Origin of the sequence: Legionella sp. W10-070, from assembly GCF_900640175.1 — a bacterium.
In the GTDB taxonomy this organism is placed as follows: domain Bacteria; phylum Pseudomonadota; class Gammaproteobacteria; order Legionellales; family Legionellaceae; genus Tatlockia.
On record NZ_CAAAJC010000023.1, the window covers coordinates 1 to 20,526 of the forward strand.

The following is a 20,526-nucleotide window of genomic DNA, read 5'->3' on the forward strand; positions in this document are numbered from 1 at the left end:
TGTTGTTCCTGTACCAAGCACTTCTTACTCCATTAAAATAAAAAAGCTCTTAAACAGCATTATAAGAGCTTTGTCAATAAAAACTTAGGGCCAATTGGAAGCTTTATGCGCGGGATCCAGTTAAACCACACAAAACCAACCATCTTTTTGACAAGGTTTGAGAATAGATTCTGCGCATAAAGCGCAGAACGTAGGCTCTGGTTCCAATTGTCAACAGAGCCTAACTAATTGAAAAAAATAAAACAAATAGCAGACTTAAGACAAACAACAAGGGATTGAGAGGTTGACGCGTGATTAATTTTAGTAAAGTGTAAAGAATTATTCCACCCCCTATCCCGTCAGCGATGGATGAGGTAAATGGAATCATCATAATGGTCAGCATGCAGGGGGCCGTTTCGCTAAAGTCGGTTAATTGCAGATGGGTCAGATGTTTCATCATGCTACAGGCCACATAGAGCAGAGCAGGGCCGACGGCATAGTTAGGTATCATTTGTGCAAGGGGGAAGAAAAACAGCATCAGGATAAACAAAGCCGCAATAACCAAAGCGGTCAAGCCAGTGCGGCCGCCGGCTTCAATTCCGGCGGCAGATTCTATGTAAGGCGAGGTACTTGCGCAACCCAGGAGACCCGCGACGGTTGAAGCTGCGGCGTCAGCAGTCAAACTTCTACTGAGCCGCTGCTGGTAGTCAGCCTGGCTTTTGAAGGGCGTTTGGTTAAACAAACCAATCAGGGTGCCAGTGGCATCAAATACAGCAACCAGAAACAGCGTAAAGGTTGCCTTAACGGCGGATATGGAAAAAAGTCCTGAAAAATCAAGCTGAAATAAAGTAGTCTTTATTGAGGGCGGATAGGCAATCAAGCCCTGCCATTTAGTTAAACCAAACAGCAGACTGAGAATGCTAATCCCGATAATGCCAAGAATAATAGCAGCCGGGATCCGGTAATAATCCAGTACCAAAATTATCAGAAAGCCAAGAAAAAATAGACCGCTCTGCGGGGTATGGATGTTACCCAAACTCATCAGTGTGTGCGGGTCGGCTATCACCAGATGATTAGTGCGCAGAGCGATTTGTGCTATCAGTAAGCTGATGCCGATAAGAATTGCTATTTGTAAATTAGGGGGGATGGAGTCTATTAATAACCGCCGCAAGGATGTCAGACTGATGATAAAAAACAGCAGGCCGGAAAGAAAAACCATTGCCAATGCATGCTGCCAATCGATACCCATTCCCTGCACAACGCCATAGGAAAAGTAGATATTGAGAGCCATGCCAGGTGCAACGCCGATGGGGGTATTGGCCAGTATGCCGGTTAATCCGCAGGCGAATGCCGTTACCAGGCAGGTTGCGGTGAAAACCGCCCCTGGCTCCATACCAGCATCCTGTAAGATTAGCGGGTTTACAAAAGCAATGTATACCATTGTCAAAAAGGTGGTCACACCCGCCAGGGTTTCCGTTTTTAAAGAGGCATCATCCAAAAAACGGGAGAGAAGGGGCTTCATGCGGATTTCTCAAGAGAAAAGCCAATACTACAAAAGCTTGCCCAATCTTGCAATTAAGGAGAGATTGGGGGGTTAAAAATGAATATTAAGAACGGCAAAAACAATTTCAATGGCGATCAAGACGATAATTATAATTTCCAGGTTATGTGAATGACGGGTTTCCAGATAACTGTTAAACATCTCGAAAATTTCATTTAAGGTATCTAGACGGTGGTTAATTGCGTTAACTCGGCGTTGAATATGCAGGTAGCGCTCCATCATCGAATAATATTCTTCAAGAGTCGGATGTTGCCAAAAGTACTTGGGGTGATACAGAAAGTTGCTAATCAGGTTCATTTCGCTTTTTGCGCCCAGTATCTCACCAATGACCTGTCGCATCTGGTTACGTGTGATAGGCATTTTTCCCTGATTGGAGATGCTTTGAATCATGGGATTGTATTTTTCAATCAACGCTTCAATAATCGTTTCAAAATACTGTAGTTTGACCGATTGGGAAAAGCCATAAGAGAAACTTAGCTTTAAATCATCGGTATCGCTGTCAATGGTTAAACAATCAACATCGAAAAAATCATGCGGCTCTATGGCTGTTTTATCGCCAACCCGGTAGCTGAATTCATCCCGTACCAAAAAGGTGATCAGTTTGTCGCCAAAGGGACGGATAATATCAAGATAGCTGTTGATTTGATGGCGCTTAACTCCCCAGGAAACCACCGTTCCGTTTTTGAAAACGAAAACCAACGCCTGGTTACTGTCTCGATGGCTGAGCTTCAGAACATCACGCGTCCTGCTGGAATAATACCCAATTAACGTAGTTTTAAGATGATTGTCTAAACGTGTCAAATCGATTGAGCTGGCAATGCAATAACTTAAGCATTCCATGATAACTGACCTTTGAGCTTAATTTAACTCGTGATATTAAATGCTAATATCACGAGGGTTAACACTAACGGCATTATAACTCAAATCATGGGAGACTACACGCTTTCAGAAGTCTCACGGCCTGAGTAGGCTTTTTTTCTATCGGTAACGCCGCTTAACCATTGAGGGCACACTTCCAGAATCCCGGCTATTTTATCGAGTTGTTCTGGAGAAGGCAGCAAATGGCCAAATATCATTGCATTGGCCAAATGACGAGTAACGCCAAATACTTTCGCTACCGCTTTGGTCTTTTCTGCCAATTCTTCCGGAAAACCCAATAAAGATAACTCCCGGTTAAAGCGCTGTGAAAATACTTTACTGTTCACTTTTCACTCCATGAAAAAATTATTCTATCAGCATTTTTGTGCTGACCCCTTAACCCGTCAATCCTTGATACAGGTAAATCTGTTATAACTTATTTTTTTTTAACCGCAAAGCATTTTTATTTATTTTAAAACAAATAGTTATATTAATAATTAAACGATGATTAAAATTTTCATATTTGATTTATTTATTAGGCATTTTTAACTGTTACTCAATCAATGCAGTGGCAGTCAGGAGAGGCTCTTCATAATCTTAGCCGCGTATTCAAGGCCTTGAATATAGGCTTGACTGTAATCCTGAGCGGTTAACGCGGGGTGTTTTAACTGATGAAAATTGCCTTGTTCATAGTGGGAGATAAGCGTTAACAAGCATCCTAACTCGCCGCTTCTGCTGATAAGGGCATCCTTTAGTTCTTCGGAGAGAGGGATTTTCTCCAGCAAGGTAGGCATTGGTTCTTGAAAAATGGCATCCAGCATGGAGAACATGCCAACAGTGTACCCTTCATGGAGTGAGGTTTGTTGGCTGGCGGTTGCCAGCTCCTGACACATTTTAGCCCGTACCAGCGTTCGTTCGAGTAAGTGGCTGGCCACCTCGTCCGTGCTGGATGCCAGAAGCAAGGTGGTCCAGTTGCGTATTTGTATCAGCCCTAACTGGAGGATGGCATCCTTTATCGAATTAATTTGTCCTCCTGAATAAAATGCAGCTGATTTGGCAAGTTTCAGGATCCGGTAACTTAGTTTAGGCATTTGCAGAATGATTTCCTCAATTTTCAACAGCGTTACTTCAGGATCATGAAGTTCAGCGATCAATTTTAAGAGGAGGTTTTTGTTTTCTGAGAGCCTGTGACCGTGAACCAGATAAGGATGGCTAAGGAAAAAGCCCTGGAAAAGGTTAAATCCCAGGTCTTTGCAAAGGGCAAATTGGGCATGGTTTTCTATTTTTTCGGCTAATAACTGTCCTTTAAAGGTGCCAATTAATTGTAATTGCTTTTTTATTTCTTGCTGATTTAATTGCAGGATGTCTACCTTGATGATATCAGCAAGCTCGACTAGCGGTGTTAATTCCCTGCGAAAAATAAAATCATCAAGCGCCAATTGGTAACCTTGCTGTTTAAGCGCCCTTAGACGTTCAAGCAGTGGCTCATCAATAATAATATCTTCCAGTACTTCAATAACGATTTTATCTTTGGGGAGCAAAGTTGGGATTTTTTGTAAGAGATGATGCCTGGTAAAGTTAATATAGGCCGGATGATTATTGGTAATAACCTCCAGATCAAAATGGGTAAAAATATGAGTTAGTACGAAGGAAGTAGCATCATCTCCGGCGGTTAGGGAATTGATATTGGCACCTTTGTACACAGACTCATCCCCTCGATACAAAATCTCATAGGCACAGACAAAACCTTCCCGATTATAAATTTCTTGTCGGGCAAACAAGGGGACTATTGGTGGTTGCGTCAATGGTTATACTTCAAAGAAAACGGTTTTTTAATTATAGTCAACGGAGAATAAAATGGATATTTTTAATTACAGGCCGAGTTGTATCAACAGGCATAAAATAATGGGCAGCTCCGGCCATTCGGCTGATCTGCCCATATGCAGCAGTCATTCTTCATGATGCTTGAAATAATTCAAGTCCAGTTCCCTTGCCGCCTTTACATCGTCTAACCGTTTTACGGGTAAACGATGAGGGGCTTCTTTTAAGAGGTTAGGATTATGTTCTGCCTCATAACGAATCGCTTGCATGGCACTGATGAAACTGTCCAATTCTTCTTTGCATTCGGTCTCTGTTGGTTCAATAAGCAGGCATTCGGGCACCAGCAACGGGAAGTAGGTGGTTGGCGCATGAAAGCCATAATCGAGCAGGCGTTTGGCCAGATCCATTGCGGTGACGCCATAGCGCTTTTTTTCCTGGTTCAATGTTAAAATAAATTCATGGGTTGCCCGTCTGCCTGGATAGGCTGGATTGAAGCCTGCCTTGGTTAACTCACTTAGTAAGTAATTCGCATTGAGCGTGGCAAATTCAGAGACCCGCAGCAACCCTTCCTTGCCTAAAATACGAATGTAGAAATAAGCACGTAGTAATATCCCGGCATTCCCCATAAAACAAGATAAACGGCCAATGCTTTGTGGATAATCCGCCCTGGTTGCCCAACGATAAAAATCACCCTCCTTTATGACAAGGGGCAGAGGCAAATAGGGTAACAAGCGATTTCCAACTGCAACCGGTCCTGCCCCTGGGCCACCGCCCCCATGAGGCGTGGCGAAGGTTTTATGCAGGTTTAAATGCATGACGTCAAACCCCATGTCTCCGGGGCGGACCTTCCCTAAAATCGCATTCAGATTGGCGCCGTCATAATAAAGCAATCCGCCTGCCTGGTGAACGATAGCGGCAATTTCTTTGATCTGCCGCATGAATAATCCCAGGGTAGATGGGTTGGTTAACATGATGCCTGCAGTCTTGGGGCCTACTTGATTGCGTAACGCGTCCAAATCGACATCGCCATCTTCTGCTGTCGCCAGTTCAACCACTTTAAATCCGCACATTGCCGCTGAGGCTGGATTGGTGCCGTGTGCCGCATCAGGGATGAGAATTTCATTGCGCATGCTATCACCACGAGACTGATGATAAGCCTTAATCATGGCCACCCCGGCAAATTCGCCTTGAGAGCCTGCCATGGGCGTCAACGAAACACCTGGCATGCCGGTAATTTCTGTCAGATGATTTTGTAACTCATAAAGAATTTGTAGAAAGCCCTGGCTAGCTTTTTCCGGATCCAGTGGATGACGGTTAACGAATCCGGGGCTTGACGCTGCTTTATGAACCCCACGAGGATTATACTTCATGGTGCAGGAGCCCAGGGGGTAAAAATTGGTGTCTATCGAATAGTTTAATTGCGATAAGCGGGTAAAGTGGCGAATTACCTGCAGTTCGGAGCAGGCTGGCATGCGGGGAGGTTTTTTCCGCAAAAATTCCTCAGGTATTGCTATTGCTGGGGATTTATTTTCGGGAGCCTGGGCTGTCGCCTGTCTTTTTACTTTGGAGCGTTCAAAGATTAACATAATTTGCCTTCCGTTTTCTGAATCAGTTCTTTGAGTTCCTCACGATGTTTAACCGGAGTAAATTCAATAATCTGATAATTAGCGATCTCAGCAAGATAATAAGGATCTTCTTGAAGCACAGACTGCAAATAATCCCTGTCATTAGTCGCAGCAATGATAACTCCACCAGTACGCGGTTTCATAGGGCCTGAGGCTACTAATAATCCCTGCTTGTAATAATAATCAAGGAATTCACGATGCCTTTGCAAATATTTGTCGACTTCGCTTAAAGGTGTTTTGTAAGTTAGTAATACTATAAACATCAATCGCCTCGCTGATTCATAATTTGCCTAAGGGCATTCGCATAATGGGTTATTTCTTCATCAGTACGCATCTCTGTGGCGCAAACAAGCATGGTGTTGGCTAATTGTGGGTAGTGCAATTCAACAGAATAACCGCCTGAAATTCCTGCTTCACGCAGTTTTGCCAGCACTTTGTTAACGGGCTGACTAAGCTTTAGCAATGCCTCATGGAAATAAGGTGCAGAAAAAACGGTGTCTACCCCATCAATTTGAGTGAGGGCACTAACCAGGGTTTGCGTATTATGGTGGCATTGACAGGCAACTTGCCGCAGGCCCTCTGCCCCAACCAGGCTCATGTAAAGAGTTGCTGCAGTCACCAGCAATCCTTGATTGGTACAAATGTTGGAGGTCGCTTTGCCTCTGCGGATATGCTGTTCACGGGCTTGCAGTGTCAGGGTAAACCCTGTTTTGCCGTCTTTGTCTACGGTACGCCCTGCCAATCGGCCGGGTATTTGCCTTACATAATCCATCCGAGTGCTCAAAAAACCAAAATAGGGCCCGCCTGAAGCCATCGGGGAACCCAAAGGTTGTCCTTCACCACAGGCAATATCAGCCCCATACTTACCCCATTCACCTGGGGGTTTTAAAAGAGCCAGTGATGTTGGATTGACACAGGCAATGCAGAGGGTTTGATTCTCATGAGCCCAGTCACTCAGCTCATCAACCTGCTCAAGGCAGCCAAAGAAATTAGGTTGGGCGATGACCAGTGCAGTAACATCTTCACCCTTATAGCTGTTTAATGCTGAAAGAGCGCTGATCCCTTGTTTTTCATCAAACGGCAAGGTAAGAATTTCAATATGCTGTGTACGGGTGATGGTTTCCAATGTTTCCCGATACAATGGGTGAATGGTTCCTGCAACCACAATCCGCCTGGTTTTACTGTGTTTATTGACCCTGACCGCCATTAATACGGCTTCAGCCAGCGCAGAAGCGCCGTCATACATCGATGCATTGGCTACATCAAGTCCAGTCAGTTCGGCAATCATTGTCTGAAATTCATAGAGTAACTGCAAAGTGCCCTGACTGGCTTCTGCCTGATAGGGGGTGTAGGCTGTCAGGAATTCTCCCCGCGATGTAATATCCCAGACTGCAGCGGGAATATGATGCTCATAACTGCCGGCACCAACGAAGCAGATGCCATTTTGATTTTTATTCGCTAAAGCCTGCGCTTCTTTAAGCATCATCATTTCATTAAGGCCAGCCGGAATATTTTTAAACCCCTCATAGAGCAGGGAGGCAGGGATTTCATCAAATAAATCCTGGGTTTTTTCTACTCCGATGCTGGCTAGCATCGCTTTAATATCTTCATCGGTATGAGGAATATAAGGCATACTTAGTGGTCCTCTTTTATTTCATTTTGATACTGTTCAGCATCGAGTAAATCATTTAGTTCAGCAGGGTTATCTGGCTTTATTCTGATTAGCCATCCTGCACCATAAGGGTCGCTATTAACCAGGGCAGGGTTTTCGCTTACAGCCTGATTGACGGCAATGACAACACCGCTGACAGGTGAGTAAAAATCAGAGGCTGCCTTAACAGATTCCACTACCCCCAGTTCCTGGCCGGCAATGACTTTATCGCCCTCTTCGGGAAAGTCAACGAATACCATATCACCCAATAATTCCTGGGCATGGTCGGTAATCCCTATAGTAAATTCGCCATTGTCAGCTCTTAACCATTCGTGAGTTTTGGTAAATTTTAATTCAGCCATTTGTCCCTCTTCCTGTTCTTTGATAATGAATTATTAATATGATTAGAGTACCTTACCCCGCTTGACAAACCTTGGCTTGCCAACCCTGGCAGGCATCAGCTTGCCACGGATGTCAACCAGCACCTGGTCGCCGGTAGCCACGGGTACGCGCGCTAAGGCGATGGATTGAGCCAGTGTTGGAGAGTAGGTACCACTGGTTATTATGCCTTCTTCACCACCTTCCACGATGACACGCTGGCCAGGACGCATAATGCCTTTGCCCTCCAGAGTCAAACCAATCAATTTGCGTTTGGCACCATGTTGTTTTTGTGACAAAAGCGCCCCCATGCCAATAAAATCCCTGTCTTGCGGTTGCCACTTCACGGTCCATTCCAGTCCGGATTCCAGAGGGGTGGTTGATTCGTCCATGTCCTGACCATATAGAAGCATGCCTGCTTCCAAACGTAAAGTATCACGGGCGGCCAGTCCGCAGGGTTTTATCCCTGCTTGCAGCAGGGAAGACCATAGCCTGGTTATTTCTTCACGAGGCAGAATGATCTCCAGGCCGTCTTCTCCGGTATAACCGGTGCGGGCAAAAAACCAGTGCTCTACATCGACGCATTCAAAAGAAGTCAGGGTTGATACGGCATCAATTTGCGCCGGAGTGAGGATGCTTGCGGTTCTGTTAATCGCCTCAGGCCCTTGTACTGCAAGCATGGCAAGTTCTGTTCGTTCCTGCAGGCCAACAGAGAATCCTTCACTCCTGGCGTGAATCCAGGCCAGGTCAGGCGCGCGAGTAGCGGAGTTCAGCACAACCCTGTAATTATCAGAGGCACGCTGATAGACAATCAGATCGTCAATGATTCCCCCATGCTCGTTACACATGCAGCTATAGAGGGCGCGGCCGGTGTGTTCGAGCTGATCAACATCATTGGTTAATAATTTGCGTAAAAATTGGCGCCCGCCAGCTCCCAGGACATCGATAATGGTCATGTGCGAGACATCAAACATGCCGGCCTGCTGACGGACATGATGATGTTCATCAAGTTGCGAGCCATAATGCAATGGCATTTCCCAGTCATGAAAATCAACCATTTTTGCGCCCATTGCTACATGGGTAGCATGGAGTGCTGTTTTTGCAATCATAGTATTCCCTCTTCAATCGCGCGTTGGTGCAAATGATTATACCGGGATGAGTTGCCACGACAAGAGCATCGTCATTAATATAATTTTGCCAGTCTATGCAGTTGACTACTGGTTATCCAGTGGAAAAGCAGCCTGCTATTAAGAGTATAGATAATACTGGACCATCGTATGGATGGTAGTAAAGTGGAAGTACAGGAAAACCTGTTTTTAACATATAATTGCTATAAGCTAAATCAGGAGCGCTGGCATGGCGGATAAGATTGAGATTCAATCCTGGGGGAGCCGCATTAAGAATGCTTTGGCCGGTATTCTGGCAGGGATAGTTGCGATCGTGCTGGCTATCATACTGACTTTCTGGAATGAACGTCATGGGTTGCATACAGCGCTTTCCTTAAGGGAAGCGCAACAGGCTCTGATTCAGGTGCCAAACTCCCCGGTTAATCCGCAGAACGATCTTCGTGTCGTTTATCTGACTGGTGTGGCGACAACTCAAGATCACCTTGTTGATCAGCTTTTAGGGCTTTCAGTCAATGCGATTAGTTTAATCAGAAAGGTAGAGATGTATCAATGGAAAGAGGAAGCCAAGAGCCGAACGGAGCCGCAAATGGGGGGCTCGGAGAAACAGGTTACCAGTTACAGTTATAAAAAAGTCTGGTCGACAACGTTGATTGACAGCAGCAGTTTTAATCAGCCTGCTCATGAAAATCCAGCCGCTATGCCTGCTCAATCTCGCCAGCAGTATGCGAAAACGGTTACCGTGGGTGATTTTGTATTATCCGATGATTTAATCCGAAAAATCAGCAAAACCTCGCCAATGGAATTGGGAAAGGTAGATACGGCGGCCTTGGCGGAAAAAATTAATAAGCCTGTTCATCTGGTCGATAATCAGCTCTATGGGGGCGAGGACTATCAGAAACCGCAAATAGGGGATATTCGCATTGAGGTTATGGCAATCTTTCCTCAAGCAGTCAGCATTATCGCCCAACAGCATGATAATACCTTACAGGGTTATATGGCCAGGGCAGGCGAAACCATCTTATTGCTGGTTTCCGGCCAACAATCAGCCGATGAGATGATTCAGGCTGCATTGTCGGAAAATCGGGTAACCACCTGGCTGTTACGGGCTGCTTCATTGTTTATTATGATTATTGGATTTCTGTTGCTGTTAAAGCCGTTGGTTGTCCTGGCGGACGTAATTCCTTTTCTGGGCACAATGGTTGGTTTCGGTACTGGACTGGTTGCCCTAATTTGTGGTTTTAGTCTCTGGGCAATCGTCACTGCTATCGCCTGGTTTGCCACCAGGCCTTTATGGTCGGCGGGTTTGATTATTATAAGTTTGGCAATAATTTATCTTTTGTACCGGCATAGAAAGAATAAAGCGACCAACCTGAAATAGCTCCCCGGCTCCAAAGTCTGCGGAATGCGGGATAATTATAAACTGGTGATGAGCTGGGGCTACTCCAGTCACAGTTTTAATCGCCCCCGTGAGCAGTTGATATTTTGCTTAAGCAGGCTATTTGCTCTAGGATAATGCCATTACTGTTAATGGGAAGATGGTTTGACTGATTGGATAATGTCCTGGCAATGGTTGCTTGATATAGCCTGGCTTCTATTTCTGTTGTTATTGCTGCAGCATTTCTGGCGCGAGAGAAGTGCACTTAAGAAAACACAGTCCTGGTACCTGGCCAGCGGGAAGATTACCCGCCTCACATGGACCCAGGAAGGACATTATCTCTGGCCGAGGCTTGAGTATACTTATCATGCGTTTAACCAGGAATTTTATGGTGAGCAGCTGTTTCTGGAAACTGCCCATCATCACCCCGGCAGCAAATATGCTCGCAAGGTTGCTTATCGGGCAGCCATGGCTTACCAGAAAGAGGAAGCGATTGAGGTTTATTACAATCCGCAAAATCCTCAGGAAGCGGCACTGGATATCAGTATTCCTTCAAGATTGACGTTTATTATCAGATTGCTGCTGATACTTATTGCGTTGCATTTCCTGATTGTAATTTATCGTCTTTGGTAGTCGTTGTATCATTTTCTGGTTGGCACCGGCAAGGCGGCTGACTGACTTTCGCTTGCAGGCTTGCTATCGCCAGCCCCCGCACCCCTTGCCCTGCAGGGGCCTGAATAAAACGGATAGTGACTAACAAATCCTGCTTTTGCTGATACTGTGGATTTTTATAAACAACAAGCAGGGGCATTGTCGCTTGCCATTGGGAAGCATCAATCGTTTTAATTTCCGGGGGTAAGGTGGCAACTGCACTGACATAGTAGGAATTCTCTTTGACGACCTGTGGCAGCTTCGATGCATTAAGTGCAGTACTGTAAGCAGACCAGCCTCCTGCGGTAAAGTATTTGGCAATCTCTTTTTGGCGTGGCAAGAAATTTTTATAATTAAAACTATAAGTGGCGACTATCGCTTCATTTGCCCAAACAGCAAGCTGTGTTTCATCTTGTGTTGCAGTCGCTGCGGTTGATAAGGCAAGCAGCGTGCTGATAATAAAGGTTTTGGCTGGATGCACTGGCGTAGCTCCGGTTTTTAATTATTCATTGTAAACAAGTTCCAGGGACAAAAAAACCCCGGCACATAACCGGGGAAGTCTATGCCCCCGAGGGGCAATACCCTGCTAAAAAGAGGGAAAAGCAGAGCAGAGCATTCTTGATAATGCTCGTTATTTAGACACTGCAGAAACAAAAAAGTTCGCTTCGGCATTAGGAATTATTTTTCTACTTCAACAGCGGGTATCTTGGGCATATATGGGTGCGATTAAACCTGGCGCTCCATCCGGGCGACAATTTTCAAGGAAAAACCGCAGGTTTAATCGCACCCGGCATATATCGATAAATTGCTATTTATGGTATTTTATGCTCTTTTGAGGGTCTCAATTTACTCAACAGGATGTCTTTTAAATTCAAGGCATCGTCTTTATGCCTGTTCTGGATAATTTAGCTATTGAAAGCAATAGTACTTAAGGCTTGAGCGGATAGATGTGTATCATCACTATTCAGTTGATTGGGTGTTTTTAAGCGGTTTGAATTCAGGGGGGGGACTTTTGTGCACAATAGCCGTTTTTACTTTGCTAATCGTGAAAATGTCAGCCGTTATATCAATCGCTGGGACCTGTTGTTGCTCATTCTGATTTTTTCCCTGTTGTTCTTCCTGGGCTGGGCTGGGAAGCAAATGGCTGGCCCTTATCAGCTTGGGGAGCCTTTGCCCATTTCATTAGACCCGGCCATGCTTCCCTTTTATGCATTGCGCACGGTCTTGCGAATGTTCATTGCATTAACTTTTTCTATTTTGTTCACCTTTATCGTCGGCGCCATGGCTGCCAAGTACCGGCGGGCGGAACAGATTATCATCCCGGCGATTGATATTTTACAGTCTGTACCGGTTTTAAGTTTTCTCTCGATTACTGTGACGGGTTTCATTCGCTTGTTCCCAGGCAGTTTGCTTGGTCCCGAATGTGCTTCAATCTTTGCTATTTTTACAGCTCAGGTATGGAACATGACCTTTGGTTTTTATCAGTCATTAAAGACCTTGCCCCATGATTTAAAAGAGGCAGCTGCCATGTTTCAGCTCTCAGCCTGGCAGCGCTTTTGGAAGGTTGAGGTTCCTTTTTCAATGTCAAGTCTGTTGTGGAACATGATGATTTCCATGTCCGCCAGTTGGTTTTTTGTGGTGTTGTCAGAGGCCATTGCCGTAGCGCACCAGGATATCCGTTTGCCGGGGGTGGGTTCTTATATTGCTCTGGCAATAGAGCGTCGGGATCTGCATGCAGTGGGGTATGCTATCCTGACTATGGTGATTGTGATTTTTCTTTATGATCAGATTTTTTTCAGGCCATTGATAGCCTGGTCAGAAAAATTCAAGATGGAGCAATCGCCTGACGAAGAAGAGTACCAGTCCTGGTTAATTGACTTAATACGAGGCAGCCGCTTAATGAAGCGATTGGGCCAACGGGCTGGCATTCTGAAGGAACATTTTGTCAATCCCTCCTGGCTTCGCAGGAAAAAATTAAAAATTATCAGAGAACCGGATTACCGCCGTCAAAAGCATATTGATTGGGTATGGAATGCTGTTGTGTCGATAGCGATTGTTAGTGGTGGCTGGTTTTTGTTGAATTTTATCCTTACCCAACTTGCGGTGAGTGAAATCGTTCACGTTTTTTTATTGGGTGCTGCTACTGGTGCGCGGGTGATTATTCTGATTATTGTAAGCTCCTTGATTTGGATCCCTGTTGGGGTATGGGTTGGATTGAGGCCAAGGCTTGCGCAAAAGATTCAGCCAATTGTCCAGTTTGTTGCCGCAATTCCTGCAAATTTATTCTATCCTTTATTTGTAATTGTCATTGTCCGGTTTAACTTGAATGTGGAAATCTGGTTAACCCCACTGATGATTCTTGGAACCCAATGGTATATTTTATTTAATGTCATTGCTGGTGCAACAAATATCCCCCGTGATCTTTATCTGGCGGCCGATAATTTCGGCGTGAGGGGTTGGCAATGGTGGAAGCGCCTGGCGCTGCCTGGTATTTTCCCCTTTTATATTACCGGGGCTATTACTGCTGCAGGCGGTGCATGGAACGCAAGTATTGTTGCAGAATCAGTCAGTTGGGGCAGCACTACTTTAAGGGCTACCGGGTTAGGGGAATATATACAGGCCAGTACCTTCAGCGGCGACTTTCCTAAAATAGCCTTGGGCACTGCAATGATGTGTGCTTATGTATTGTTATTTAACCACTTGATTTGGCGCCCGCTCTATCGATTGGCAGAAGAGCGCTTCCATTTCAATTGAGCATTGAGGTTCCTATGTCAGAAACAATTATTGACATTGAAAATTGCTGTAAATCATTTAAAAAAGCCTCTGATCAGGATGTATTGGTATTAGAAGACGTTAATTTTCAATTAAAAAAAGGTGAAATTGTTGCCTTATTAGGAAAATCAGGCTCAGGCAAATCGACCTTGTTGCGTATTATTGCAGGACTTGTACGACCTACCTCTGGTAAAGTGACTTATCGTAATCAGCCGGTTGCTGGTCCTGTTTCAGGAATCGCCATGGTTTTTCAGTCATTTGCCCTGATGCCCTGGTTGACGGTACTTGAGAATGTGGAGTTAGGGCTTGAAGCACAGGGCGTTAGCCGGGAAGAGCGGCGGCATCGGGCTATTGAGGCAATAGACACCATTGGTCTTGATGGATTTGAATCCGCTTTCCCTAAAGAGTTATCCGGTGGGATGCGTCAGCGGGTTGGTTTTGCCCGGGCGCTGGTTATTAGTCCGGATGTATTACTCATGGATGAACCTTTTTCTGCCCTGGATGTATTAACCGCCGAGAATTTAAAATCTGATTTGCTGGAGCTATGGAAAGAAAAGAAAACCAATATTAACGCCATATTATTGGTAACCCACAATATTGAGGAAGCAGTGATGCTTGCCGATAGGATCGTGATTTTTGGCAGTGATCCTGGCTATATTCGTGCTGAATTACAAGTCAACATGCCGCAACCTCGTAACCCTGAAATCCCGCAGTTTCGCCATTTGGTCGATCAGGTTTATAAGTTAATGACGACCGGTCCCAAAGAAAAGGCTAAACGTGCGCAACGTGAACGTCAAATCAGTCTGGGTTATCGTTTGCCTGATGTAGAGCCTTCTGAATTATCGGGTCTGATTGAAACGATGAAATCATTTGAGGAACGGATTGATTTGCCTGAGCTTGCTGATGAATTGATGATGAATATCGATGATTTATTCCCTATACTTGAAACGTTGGAAATCCTCGGTTTTGCCAAGGTATCAGACGGTGATATCCAACTCAGTGAACTAGGCAAGCAATTTTCGGAAGCGGATTTGCAAGCCCGCAAGCAATTATTTGCCCGGCGTTTATTGGAAAAGGTTCCTTTGGCCCGCTATATACGTCGTGTCCTTGATGAAAAAATTGGTCATCGGGTCTCAGAAGAGCGATTTTTGAGTAAACTTGAAGATTACCTTAGTGAAAAAGAAGCCGATCGGGTGTTACGAACCATGATCGATTGGGGCCGTTATGCAGAAATTTTTGCTTATGATTTTAATACCGGCATTTTAAGCCTGGAAAACCCGGGCATTTCTGATTCCATCCAGGACTAGTACCGTTTCTATTTAGTTTTGACAGGTTGTTTGTCATTCCCGCAAAGGCGAGAATCCATTTTTAAGGCGCTCCGTGCTATATCCTGCATGGATCCCCGCCTTCGCGGGGATGACAAGAAACAGAACAATTTGCACAAGACAACCTGTCGAAACTAAATAGAAACGGTACTAGACTGCAATAGGCGCTTTAATTGCTGGATGTGCCTGGTAATGGAGAAGCTCGAAATCCTCAAATTGATACTCAAAAAGCGAGGACGGTTTTCGTTTGATATGGAGTTCTGCCAAGGGTAAAGGCGTTCGCTGCAATTGGGTACGGGCTTGCTCCAGGTGGTTTAAATATAGGTGGCAGTCGCCGCCAGTCCAAATAAACTCACCAACATCAAGGCCGCATTGTTGGGCTATCATATGAGTCAGCAGGGCATAAGAGGCGATATTAAACGGTACGCCAAGGAAAACATCCGCAGAGCGCTGGTATAATTGGCAGGAAAGACGGTGGTCAGCGACATAAAATTGGAAGAGCGCATGACAGGGCATCAGTGCCATTTTGTTTAATTCACCCACGTTCCAGGCGCTTACCAGCAAGCGTCTGGAATCTGGATTGGTTTTAATTTGTTGCAAGACTTCGGCAAGCTGATCAATCGTGCCACCGTCAGCGGTTGGCCAGGAGCGCCATTGGCGGCCATAAACAGGCCCAAGATCGCCATTGCTGTCCGCCCATTCGTCCCAGATGGATACCTTGTTTTCATTGAGATAGGCAATATTGGTATCTCCGCGCAAAAACCAGAGAAGTTCATGAATAATGCTGCGTGTATGGAGTTTTTTGGTGGTTAATAAAGGAAAGCCTTCATCCAGCTTAAAACGCATTTGGTAACCAAAAACCGAGAGGGTGCCTGTGCCTGTTCTGTCTGTCTTTTCAACCCCATGCTCAAGGATATGTTGTAAAAGTTGTAAATAGGTTTTCATCGTTTAGCCCACCATAGCCATAAACCGGCGATTAACATCGGAATGGATAGCAATTGTCCCATAGTCAACCAGTTAAAGGCAATAAAGCCAAGCTGGATATCCGGTTGGCGAAAGCATTCGGCAATTAAACGGCAGCTGGCATAACCAATTAAAAATACGCCTGAAACACAGCCAGCAGGACGTGGTTTGGCAGCATACCCCCAGACAACGATAAATAAGAGGATGCCTTCCAGTGCCAGTTCATAAAGTTGCGAAGGATGGCGTGGCAGTCCATCTGAATAGGGGAAAATCATCGCCCAGGGCACATCAGTTACCCTGCCCCATAGCTCGCCATTGATAAAATTACCTGCCCGGCCAGCTGCCAGCCCCAAGGGAACCAAAGGAGCAATGAAATCACCTATTTGCAGCAAAGGTTTATTGACTTTGCGGGCAAACAGCCATAAAGCGATGACTACACCGATTAATCCGCCGTGGAAAGACATGCCTCCTTCCCATAATTTGAACAGTACCCAGGGCTGGGTAAATAGCAGCGGGGCATTATAGAAAAGCATATAGCCTACCCGCCCGCCAATAATGACGCCTAAAGCGGCATAAAAAATCAAATCGCTAATCTGCTCGGATGTCCAATCCAATTGATAATGTTTGACTCGCCAGCGTGCCAAAACCCAGGCGCTGGCAAAGCCAAAGAGGTACATCAGTCCGTACCAATGGACTTTGAGGGGGCCTATGGAAAAGGCTACAGGATTTATCTCGGGAAAGGTTAGCATTGTTAGTAACTCAACTGATTAAGCCAATAAATCAACCGCTGTCAGCAGTAAAATGGCAACAAAAGCAAATTTTAACTGCTTAACCGGAATAATATAAGTCAATTTTGCCCCGATAGGAGCAAAAAGGGTACTCGGGATCGCCACACAGACGACTGCCGGCCAGTAAACATAGCCAGTACTGTAGGCTGGCAGGTCGATTTCATTACTGCCGGTAATAATGCAGGTAATTGTTCCCAGTATAGCCACTGTCATGGTGCAAAGGGCAGAAACGGCGGCAATTCTTCGCATTTCTATCCCGCAGTAATTAAGGTAGGGGATAATTAAGGTGCCTCCCCCGACGCCTAGCAATCCTGATTTGAAGCCAATGAGTGAACTAACCAGGCCATTAATCCAGGTATTTGGGAAACGGTGCGGATGGGTTACATGAAGACCTGACAGCATCTTTACTGCAACAAATAATAAGAACAAGCCAAATAAAATTTTAAGCCAGTGCGTGGGAAGCAGATCGGCACACAGTGCCCCCAAAATGGTGCCGACAACAATTCCCGGCCATAAACGCTTGTAAGCACTCCAGAGAATGCCGTTTAACTTATAATGAGCACGGATAGAGGACTGGGAAGTAAACAGCATGACGGCTAAAGAAGTGCCTGCCGCCATATGCATGATAATATGGGTTGGAAAATCGGGGTTGTGGCGGAAAATAAACAGGAGTCCCGGGACAACAATTACGCCGCCGCCGATGCCTAAAATACCTGACATTAACCCTGCAAAAGCGCCAATCAGGGCATAGACAGTACCGCTGGTTGCTATCTCTGTTAAGATCATGATTTTCCTGCTCTTATTAATCCGCCCAAGCCTTCTTCCTCTAATGCTTTTTGCAGATACAGTCTGACTTCAGCCGGATGCTCAAGTTCCAGCACGTCCGCTAACACCTTGCGAGCATGCGATAAAGAAATGTTGCGGATGACCCATTTGACGCGGGGCAAACTGGTTGAGTTCATGCTTAAGGTGTCAAAACCCATTGCCAGAAGGAGGATTACAGCCAGAGGATCGCTGGCCATTTCCCCGCAAATGCTGACTTCTATACCTGCTGCATGGCCACCTTCGACCACTTTCATTAAAGTGCGCAGCATGGCTGGATGAAACGCATCATAAAGTCCGGCGACACGGGCATTATTGCGATCCACGGCCAACAAATATTGGGTCAAGTCATTGCTGCCAACAGACACAAAGTCTACCCGTCTAGCCAACTCCCGGGCCAGGAAAACCGCCGCAGGAACTTCTATCATCACGCCCAGTTTGGGTTTTTCAATGACACAACCTTCTTCCAGCAACTCTTCAAACGCCTGTTGTATTAAATAGGAAGCTTCTTCCACCTCGCTTAGTGTAGTTACCATGGGTAACATAATGCGCAGATTATTTAATTCTTCACTGGCCCGCATCATCGCACGTACCTGCATTAAGAAAACATCAGGGTGGTCCAGGGTTACTCTTATTCCGCGCCAGCCAAGGTAAGGGTTGTCTTCTTCAACAGGAAAATAAGGCAGGATCTTGTCGCCGCCTATATCCAGGGTACGCATGGTAACATGCCTGGGTGCGAAAGCCTTGAGGATTTGGCGGTAAATAATGTATTGTTCATCTTCAGAAGGAAAACGATCCCGGCTCATGAAGGGGACTTCAGAGCGGTAAAGGCCAACGCCTTCTGCTCCGACGCTTAAGGATAAGCCGGCATCCATTGCCAGACCAGTATTGACCTGAAGGGATACGCGATAATTATCCAGCGTTTCAGCAGGTTTGTCGCGCAGGCTGATTAAGCTTTGATTGAGCTCCTCCTCTTCCTGGGCAAGCTTCTTAAATTCTGCAAGCACTGTACGCGAGGGTGAGACATAAACATGGCCATAGTAGCCATCGACGATAATAGCGCGTCTGGATAGTAAATGTTCTACTTTAAGACCACGGACCCCCATCACCGTTGGTACACCCAGTGCACGTGCCAAAATTGCAACATGCGAATTATTGGCGCCTTTAGCGGATACCACACCGGCCAGATGTCCCTCTGGCACTTCCGCCAGTGCTGAGGCGGTGATTTCTTCGCCAATCAGGATTGTTCGCTTGGGGTAGGCTATCTCTTCGCGCTGAGACCACTGAAGCTCTGCCAATACCCTGCGGCCAAGATCGCGAAAATCGCTGGCACGCTCTTTTAGATAGTCATCGGCCACACTTTCAAATTGTTGGACATGTTTTTTGATGACGACTGATAAGGCGGCCTGGGCACTGAGTTTTTCTTCACGAATAACCTGCTCAACTTCAGCGCCCAGGCTATCCCTGTCCAGAATCCTTAAGTAAACGTCAAACAGCGCATGCTCATCTTCAGCGACGGTTATTTTCATCCGCCGGCTCAAGCGTTGCATATCTTCACGCGCCGCCTGCAGGGCATCATAAAAGATTGCCACCTCTTGTTCGACATTTTCCACCGTATGACGGGGGACGGCATCAATATCTGCCGGAGGATAGACAACGACTGCCGTACCGATCCCAACGCCTGGAACAGAACCTACACCGGCAAGTGCCGGAGAGGTGATTTCCACTTTGTTCTTGCCTAAGGGTTTGGGTTGGGTAAGCTGGGTGAGTTCGCCTGTCGCTTCTGCATGGGCAATAATACCGCCTAGCTGGGCTGCCAAGGTGATTAAAAATGCTTCTTCCGCATCATCAAAGCAATGCTGGGTTGCCTGCTGTACGCTAAGCACACCGTAAAGCTTGCGGTGCTGAATGATCGGCACTCCCAAAAAGCCTTTTAAATGCTCTTCGCCAAGTAACGGGTTGTCATGAAAATCAGGATGAGAGGGCGCATCCTCAATGTTAATTGGTTCTTCGCGCCGGCCAACCAGTCCAACCAACCCATGATCAAGTCCAATGCGTACCCTTGACTCAGCCTGTTTGTTTAATCCATCAGTGGCTATCAACACATATTCGGCATGTTTATTGTCAATGAGGTAAACAGAAACCGCATCGGCGTCAACTGCTTTGCGCACTCGCTGCACTAAAATAGTCAATGCTTCAGTTAAATGATTTGCTGTTGTTACATCCTGAACAATTCGCTTTAATATCTTTAACATTTATCGATTATGGCTACCTCGCTTGCGACGTGTACCAAAAGGCGTGCGGCGCCTTTTTAACAGGTGTTCCAGTTCTTTCATGGCCTGGGAATAGACTTGTCTCTTAAAGAAAATAACCTGTTCTTGCGGCTCCTGGTAATCAATCCAGCGCCAGCTATCAAACTCCGGTGAATCACTTAAGTCCAGGCGAATTTTCTGCTCAGATGTGATAAGCCTCAGCAGATACCACTTTTGTTTTTGCCCGATTACCAAAGGCTCACTACCATGACGCAGGTATTGTTTAGGTAACCGATACTTGAGCCAGCGTCTGGTTGAGCCAAGTACTTCAATATCTTCCCGATCGAGGCCAACTTCTTCCCGCAGCTCGCGAAGCATTGCTTCCAACGCGCTTTCACCGGTAGCAAGCCCACCCTGGGGGAACTGCCAGGCGTCATGGCCATGACGCCTCCCCCAAAAAACCCGACCGGATACATTAGCCAGGATTATGCCGACATTTAGTCGGTATCCGGCGCGATCAATAATCATATTGCCACTGCTTTTAAAAAACGTTTTAATAATCTGATTTTTCCATAAAG

General features: G+C 45.9%; 19 protein-coding genes. 4 read left to right on the plus strand and 15 right to left on the minus strand.

From position 1 onward, the window contains the following. Positions 1-220: 220 nt before the first annotated feature. The 9 genes from E1O65_RS10015 to gcvT form a co-directional block, all read right to left on the minus strand. On the minus strand, positions 221-1,501 hold the full coding sequence (locus E1O65_RS10015; RefSeq protein ID WP_133133471.1) for an NCS2 family permease: 1,281 nt from the start codon (positions 1,499-1,501) through the stop codon (positions 221-223). Between the two features lie 72 nt (positions 1,502-1,573). After that, positions 1,574-2,380 carry an RMD1 family protein gene (locus tag E1O65_RS10020; protein WP_133133472.1) on the minus strand — a complete coding sequence of 269 codons (807 nt, stop codon included), beginning with the start codon at positions 2,378-2,380 and terminating at the stop codon, positions 1,574-1,576. A gap of 95 nt (positions 2,381-2,475) precedes the next feature. Continuing rightward, complete coding sequence (locus E1O65_RS10025) at positions 2,476-2,745, minus strand: hypothetical protein (protein WP_133133473.1); 270 nt, start codon at positions 2,743-2,745, stop codon at positions 2,476-2,478. 228 nt (positions 2,746-2,973) lie between these two features. Continuing rightward, complete coding sequence (locus E1O65_RS10030; protein ID WP_133133474.1) at positions 2,974-4,203, minus strand: HDOD domain-containing protein; 1,230 nt, start codon at positions 4,201-4,203, stop codon at positions 2,974-2,976. Between the two features lie 144 nt (positions 4,204-4,347). Then, positions 4,348-5,805, minus strand: a complete 1,458-nt coding sequence (gene gcvPB / locus E1O65_RS10035) for an aminomethyl-transferring glycine dehydrogenase subunit GcvPB (protein ID WP_133133475.1) — start codon at positions 5,803-5,805, stop codon at positions 4,348-4,350. Then, complete coding sequence (locus tag E1O65_RS10040; protein WP_133133476.1) at positions 5,799-6,107, minus strand: YciI family protein; 309 nt, start codon at positions 6,105-6,107, stop codon at positions 5,799-5,801. The genes gcvPB and E1O65_RS10040 overlap by 7 nt, the downstream gene beginning before the upstream one ends. Beyond that, positions 6,107-7,477, minus strand: a complete 1,371-nt coding sequence (gcvPA, locus tag E1O65_RS10045) for an aminomethyl-transferring glycine dehydrogenase subunit GcvPA (RefSeq protein ID WP_133133477.1) — start codon at positions 7,475-7,477, stop codon at positions 6,107-6,109. Before gcvPA ends, E1O65_RS10040 begins: the two co-directional genes overlap by 1 nt. A 2-nt stretch (positions 7,478-7,479) precedes the next feature. Next, the gene (gene gcvH, locus E1O65_RS10050) at positions 7,480-7,857 is read right to left on the minus strand and encodes a glycine cleavage system protein GcvH (protein ID WP_133133478.1); all 378 of its coding nucleotides are present in this window, start codon (positions 7,855-7,857) and stop codon (positions 7,480-7,482) included. Positions 7,858-7,899: 42 nt separating this feature from the next. Further along, positions 7,900-8,982 (minus strand): glycine cleavage system aminomethyltransferase GcvT, encoded by a 1,083-nt coding sequence (gene gcvT / locus E1O65_RS10055; protein ID WP_133133479.1) that lies wholly within the window; start codon positions 8,980-8,982, stop codon positions 7,900-7,902. Between the two features lie 247 nt (positions 8,983-9,229). Here gcvT and E1O65_RS10060 point away from each other — a divergent pair, with 247 nt between their 5' ends. Together E1O65_RS10060 and E1O65_RS10065 are read left to right on the plus strand one after the other, a co-directional pair. Next, on the plus strand, positions 9,230-10,378 hold the full coding sequence (locus E1O65_RS10060; protein ID WP_133133480.1) for a TMEM43 family protein: 1,149 nt from the start codon (positions 9,230-9,232) through the stop codon (positions 10,376-10,378). A 162-nt stretch (positions 10,379-10,540) separates the two neighbouring features. Continuing rightward, positions 10,541-11,008 carry a DUF3592 domain-containing protein gene (locus tag E1O65_RS10065; RefSeq protein WP_242601584.1) on the plus strand — a complete coding sequence of 156 codons (468 nt, stop codon included), beginning with the start codon at positions 10,541-10,543 and terminating at the stop codon, positions 11,006-11,008. Here the strand turns inward: E1O65_RS10065 and E1O65_RS10070 are convergent. Next, positions 10,965-11,486: a DotI/IcmL family type IV secretion protein gene (locus tag E1O65_RS10070; RefSeq protein WP_165474952.1), complete on the minus strand. Its 522-nt coding sequence runs from the start codon at positions 11,484-11,486 to the stop codon at positions 10,965-10,967. The two genes, E1O65_RS10065 and E1O65_RS10070, sit on opposite strands and share 44 nt — an antisense overlap. 554 nt (positions 11,487-12,040) lie before the next feature. Between E1O65_RS10070 and E1O65_RS10075 the strand changes: the two genes are divergently transcribed. Together E1O65_RS10075 and E1O65_RS10080 are read left to right on the plus strand one after the other, a co-directional pair. Next, positions 12,041-13,780, plus strand: a complete 1,740-nt coding sequence (locus E1O65_RS10075) for an ABC transporter permease subunit (RefSeq protein ID WP_133133482.1) — start codon at positions 12,041-12,043, stop codon at positions 13,778-13,780. Positions 13,781-13,794: 14 nt separating this feature from the next. Beyond that, entirely contained in the window at positions 13,795-15,105 is a 1,311-nt protein-coding gene (locus tag E1O65_RS10080) for a nitrate/sulfonate/bicarbonate ABC transporter ATP-binding protein (RefSeq protein ID WP_133133483.1), read from the plus strand. 168 nt (positions 15,106-15,273) lie between these two features. On the opposite strand, the gene thyA is transcribed toward E1O65_RS10080, so the two are convergent. From thyA to E1O65_RS10105, 5 genes are read right to left on the minus strand one after another with little or no spacing between them, the layout of a single operon-like run. Beyond that, positions 15,274-16,068 carry a thymidylate synthase gene (gene thyA / locus E1O65_RS10085; protein WP_133133484.1) on the minus strand — a complete coding sequence of 265 codons (795 nt, stop codon included), beginning with the start codon at positions 16,066-16,068 and terminating at the stop codon, positions 15,274-15,276. Then, entirely contained in the window at positions 16,065-16,835 is a 771-nt protein-coding gene (gene lgt, locus E1O65_RS10090; protein WP_133133485.1) for a prolipoprotein diacylglyceryl transferase, read from the minus strand. Before lgt ends, thyA begins: the two co-directional genes overlap by 4 nt. Before the next feature lie 18 nt (positions 16,836-16,853). Next, a complete protein-coding gene (locus E1O65_RS10095) occupies positions 16,854-17,660 on the minus strand; it encodes a sulfite exporter TauE/SafE family protein (RefSeq protein ID WP_133133486.1) in 807 nt (268 codons plus the stop codon). Further along, on the minus strand, positions 17,657-19,951 hold the full coding sequence (ptsP, locus tag E1O65_RS10100; RefSeq protein ID WP_133133487.1) for a phosphoenolpyruvate--protein phosphotransferase: 2,295 nt from the start codon (positions 19,949-19,951) through the stop codon (positions 17,657-17,659). Before ptsP ends, E1O65_RS10095 begins: the two co-directional genes overlap by 4 nt. Beyond that, positions 19,952-20,476 (minus strand): RNA pyrophosphohydrolase, encoded by a 525-nt coding sequence (locus E1O65_RS10105; protein ID WP_133133488.1) that lies wholly within the window; start codon positions 20,474-20,476, stop codon positions 19,952-19,954. It lies immediately after the preceding gene. Positions 20,477-20,526: the final 50 nt, after the last annotated feature.

Coding starts and splice junctions, on each gene's coding strand:
- E1O65_RS10015 (WP_133133471.1), bottom strand. CDS start 1,501: ATGAAGCCCCTTCTCTCCCGTTTTTTGGATGATGCCTCTTTAAAAACG.
- E1O65_RS10020 (WP_133133472.1), bottom strand. CDS start 2,380: ATGGAATGCTTAAGTTATTGCATTGCCAGCTCAATCGATTTGACACGT.
- gcvPB (WP_133133475.1), bottom strand. CDS start 5,805: ATGTTAATCTTTGAACGCTCCAAAGTAAAAAGACAGGCGACAGCCCAG.
- E1O65_RS10040 (WP_133133476.1), bottom strand. CDS start 6,107: ATGTTTATAGTATTACTAACTTACAAAACACCTTTAAGCGAAGTCGAC.
- gcvPA (WP_133133477.1), bottom strand. CDS start 7,477: ATGCCTTATATTCCTCATACCGATGAAGATATTAAAGCGATGCTAGCC.
- gcvH (WP_133133478.1), bottom strand. CDS start 7,857: ATGGCTGAATTAAAATTTACCAAAACTCACGAATGGTTAAGAGCTGAC.
- gcvT (WP_133133479.1), bottom strand. CDS start 8,982: ATGATTGCAAAAACAGCACTCCATGCTACCCATGTAGCAATGGGCGCA.
- E1O65_RS10060 (WP_133133480.1), top strand. CDS start 9,230: ATGGCGGATAAGATTGAGATTCAATCCTGGGGGAGCCGCATTAAGAAT.
- E1O65_RS10080 (WP_133133483.1), top strand. CDS start 13,795: ATGTCAGAAACAATTATTGACATTGAAAATTGCTGTAAATCATTTAAA.
- thyA (WP_133133484.1), bottom strand. CDS start 16,068: ATGAAAACCTATTTACAACTTTTACAACATATCCTTGAGCATGGGGTT.
- lgt (WP_133133485.1), bottom strand. CDS start 16,835: ATGCTAACCTTTCCCGAGATAAATCCTGTAGCCTTTTCCATAGGCCCC.
- E1O65_RS10095 (WP_133133486.1), bottom strand. CDS start 17,660: ATGATCTTAACAGAGATAGCAACCAGCGGTACTGTCTATGCCCTGATT.
- ptsP (WP_133133487.1), bottom strand. CDS start 19,951: ATGTTAAAGATATTAAAGCGAATTGTTCAGGATGTAACAACAGCAAAT.
- E1O65_RS10105 (WP_133133488.1), bottom strand. CDS start 20,476: ATGATTATTGATCGCGCCGGATACCGACTAAATGTCGGCATAATCCTG.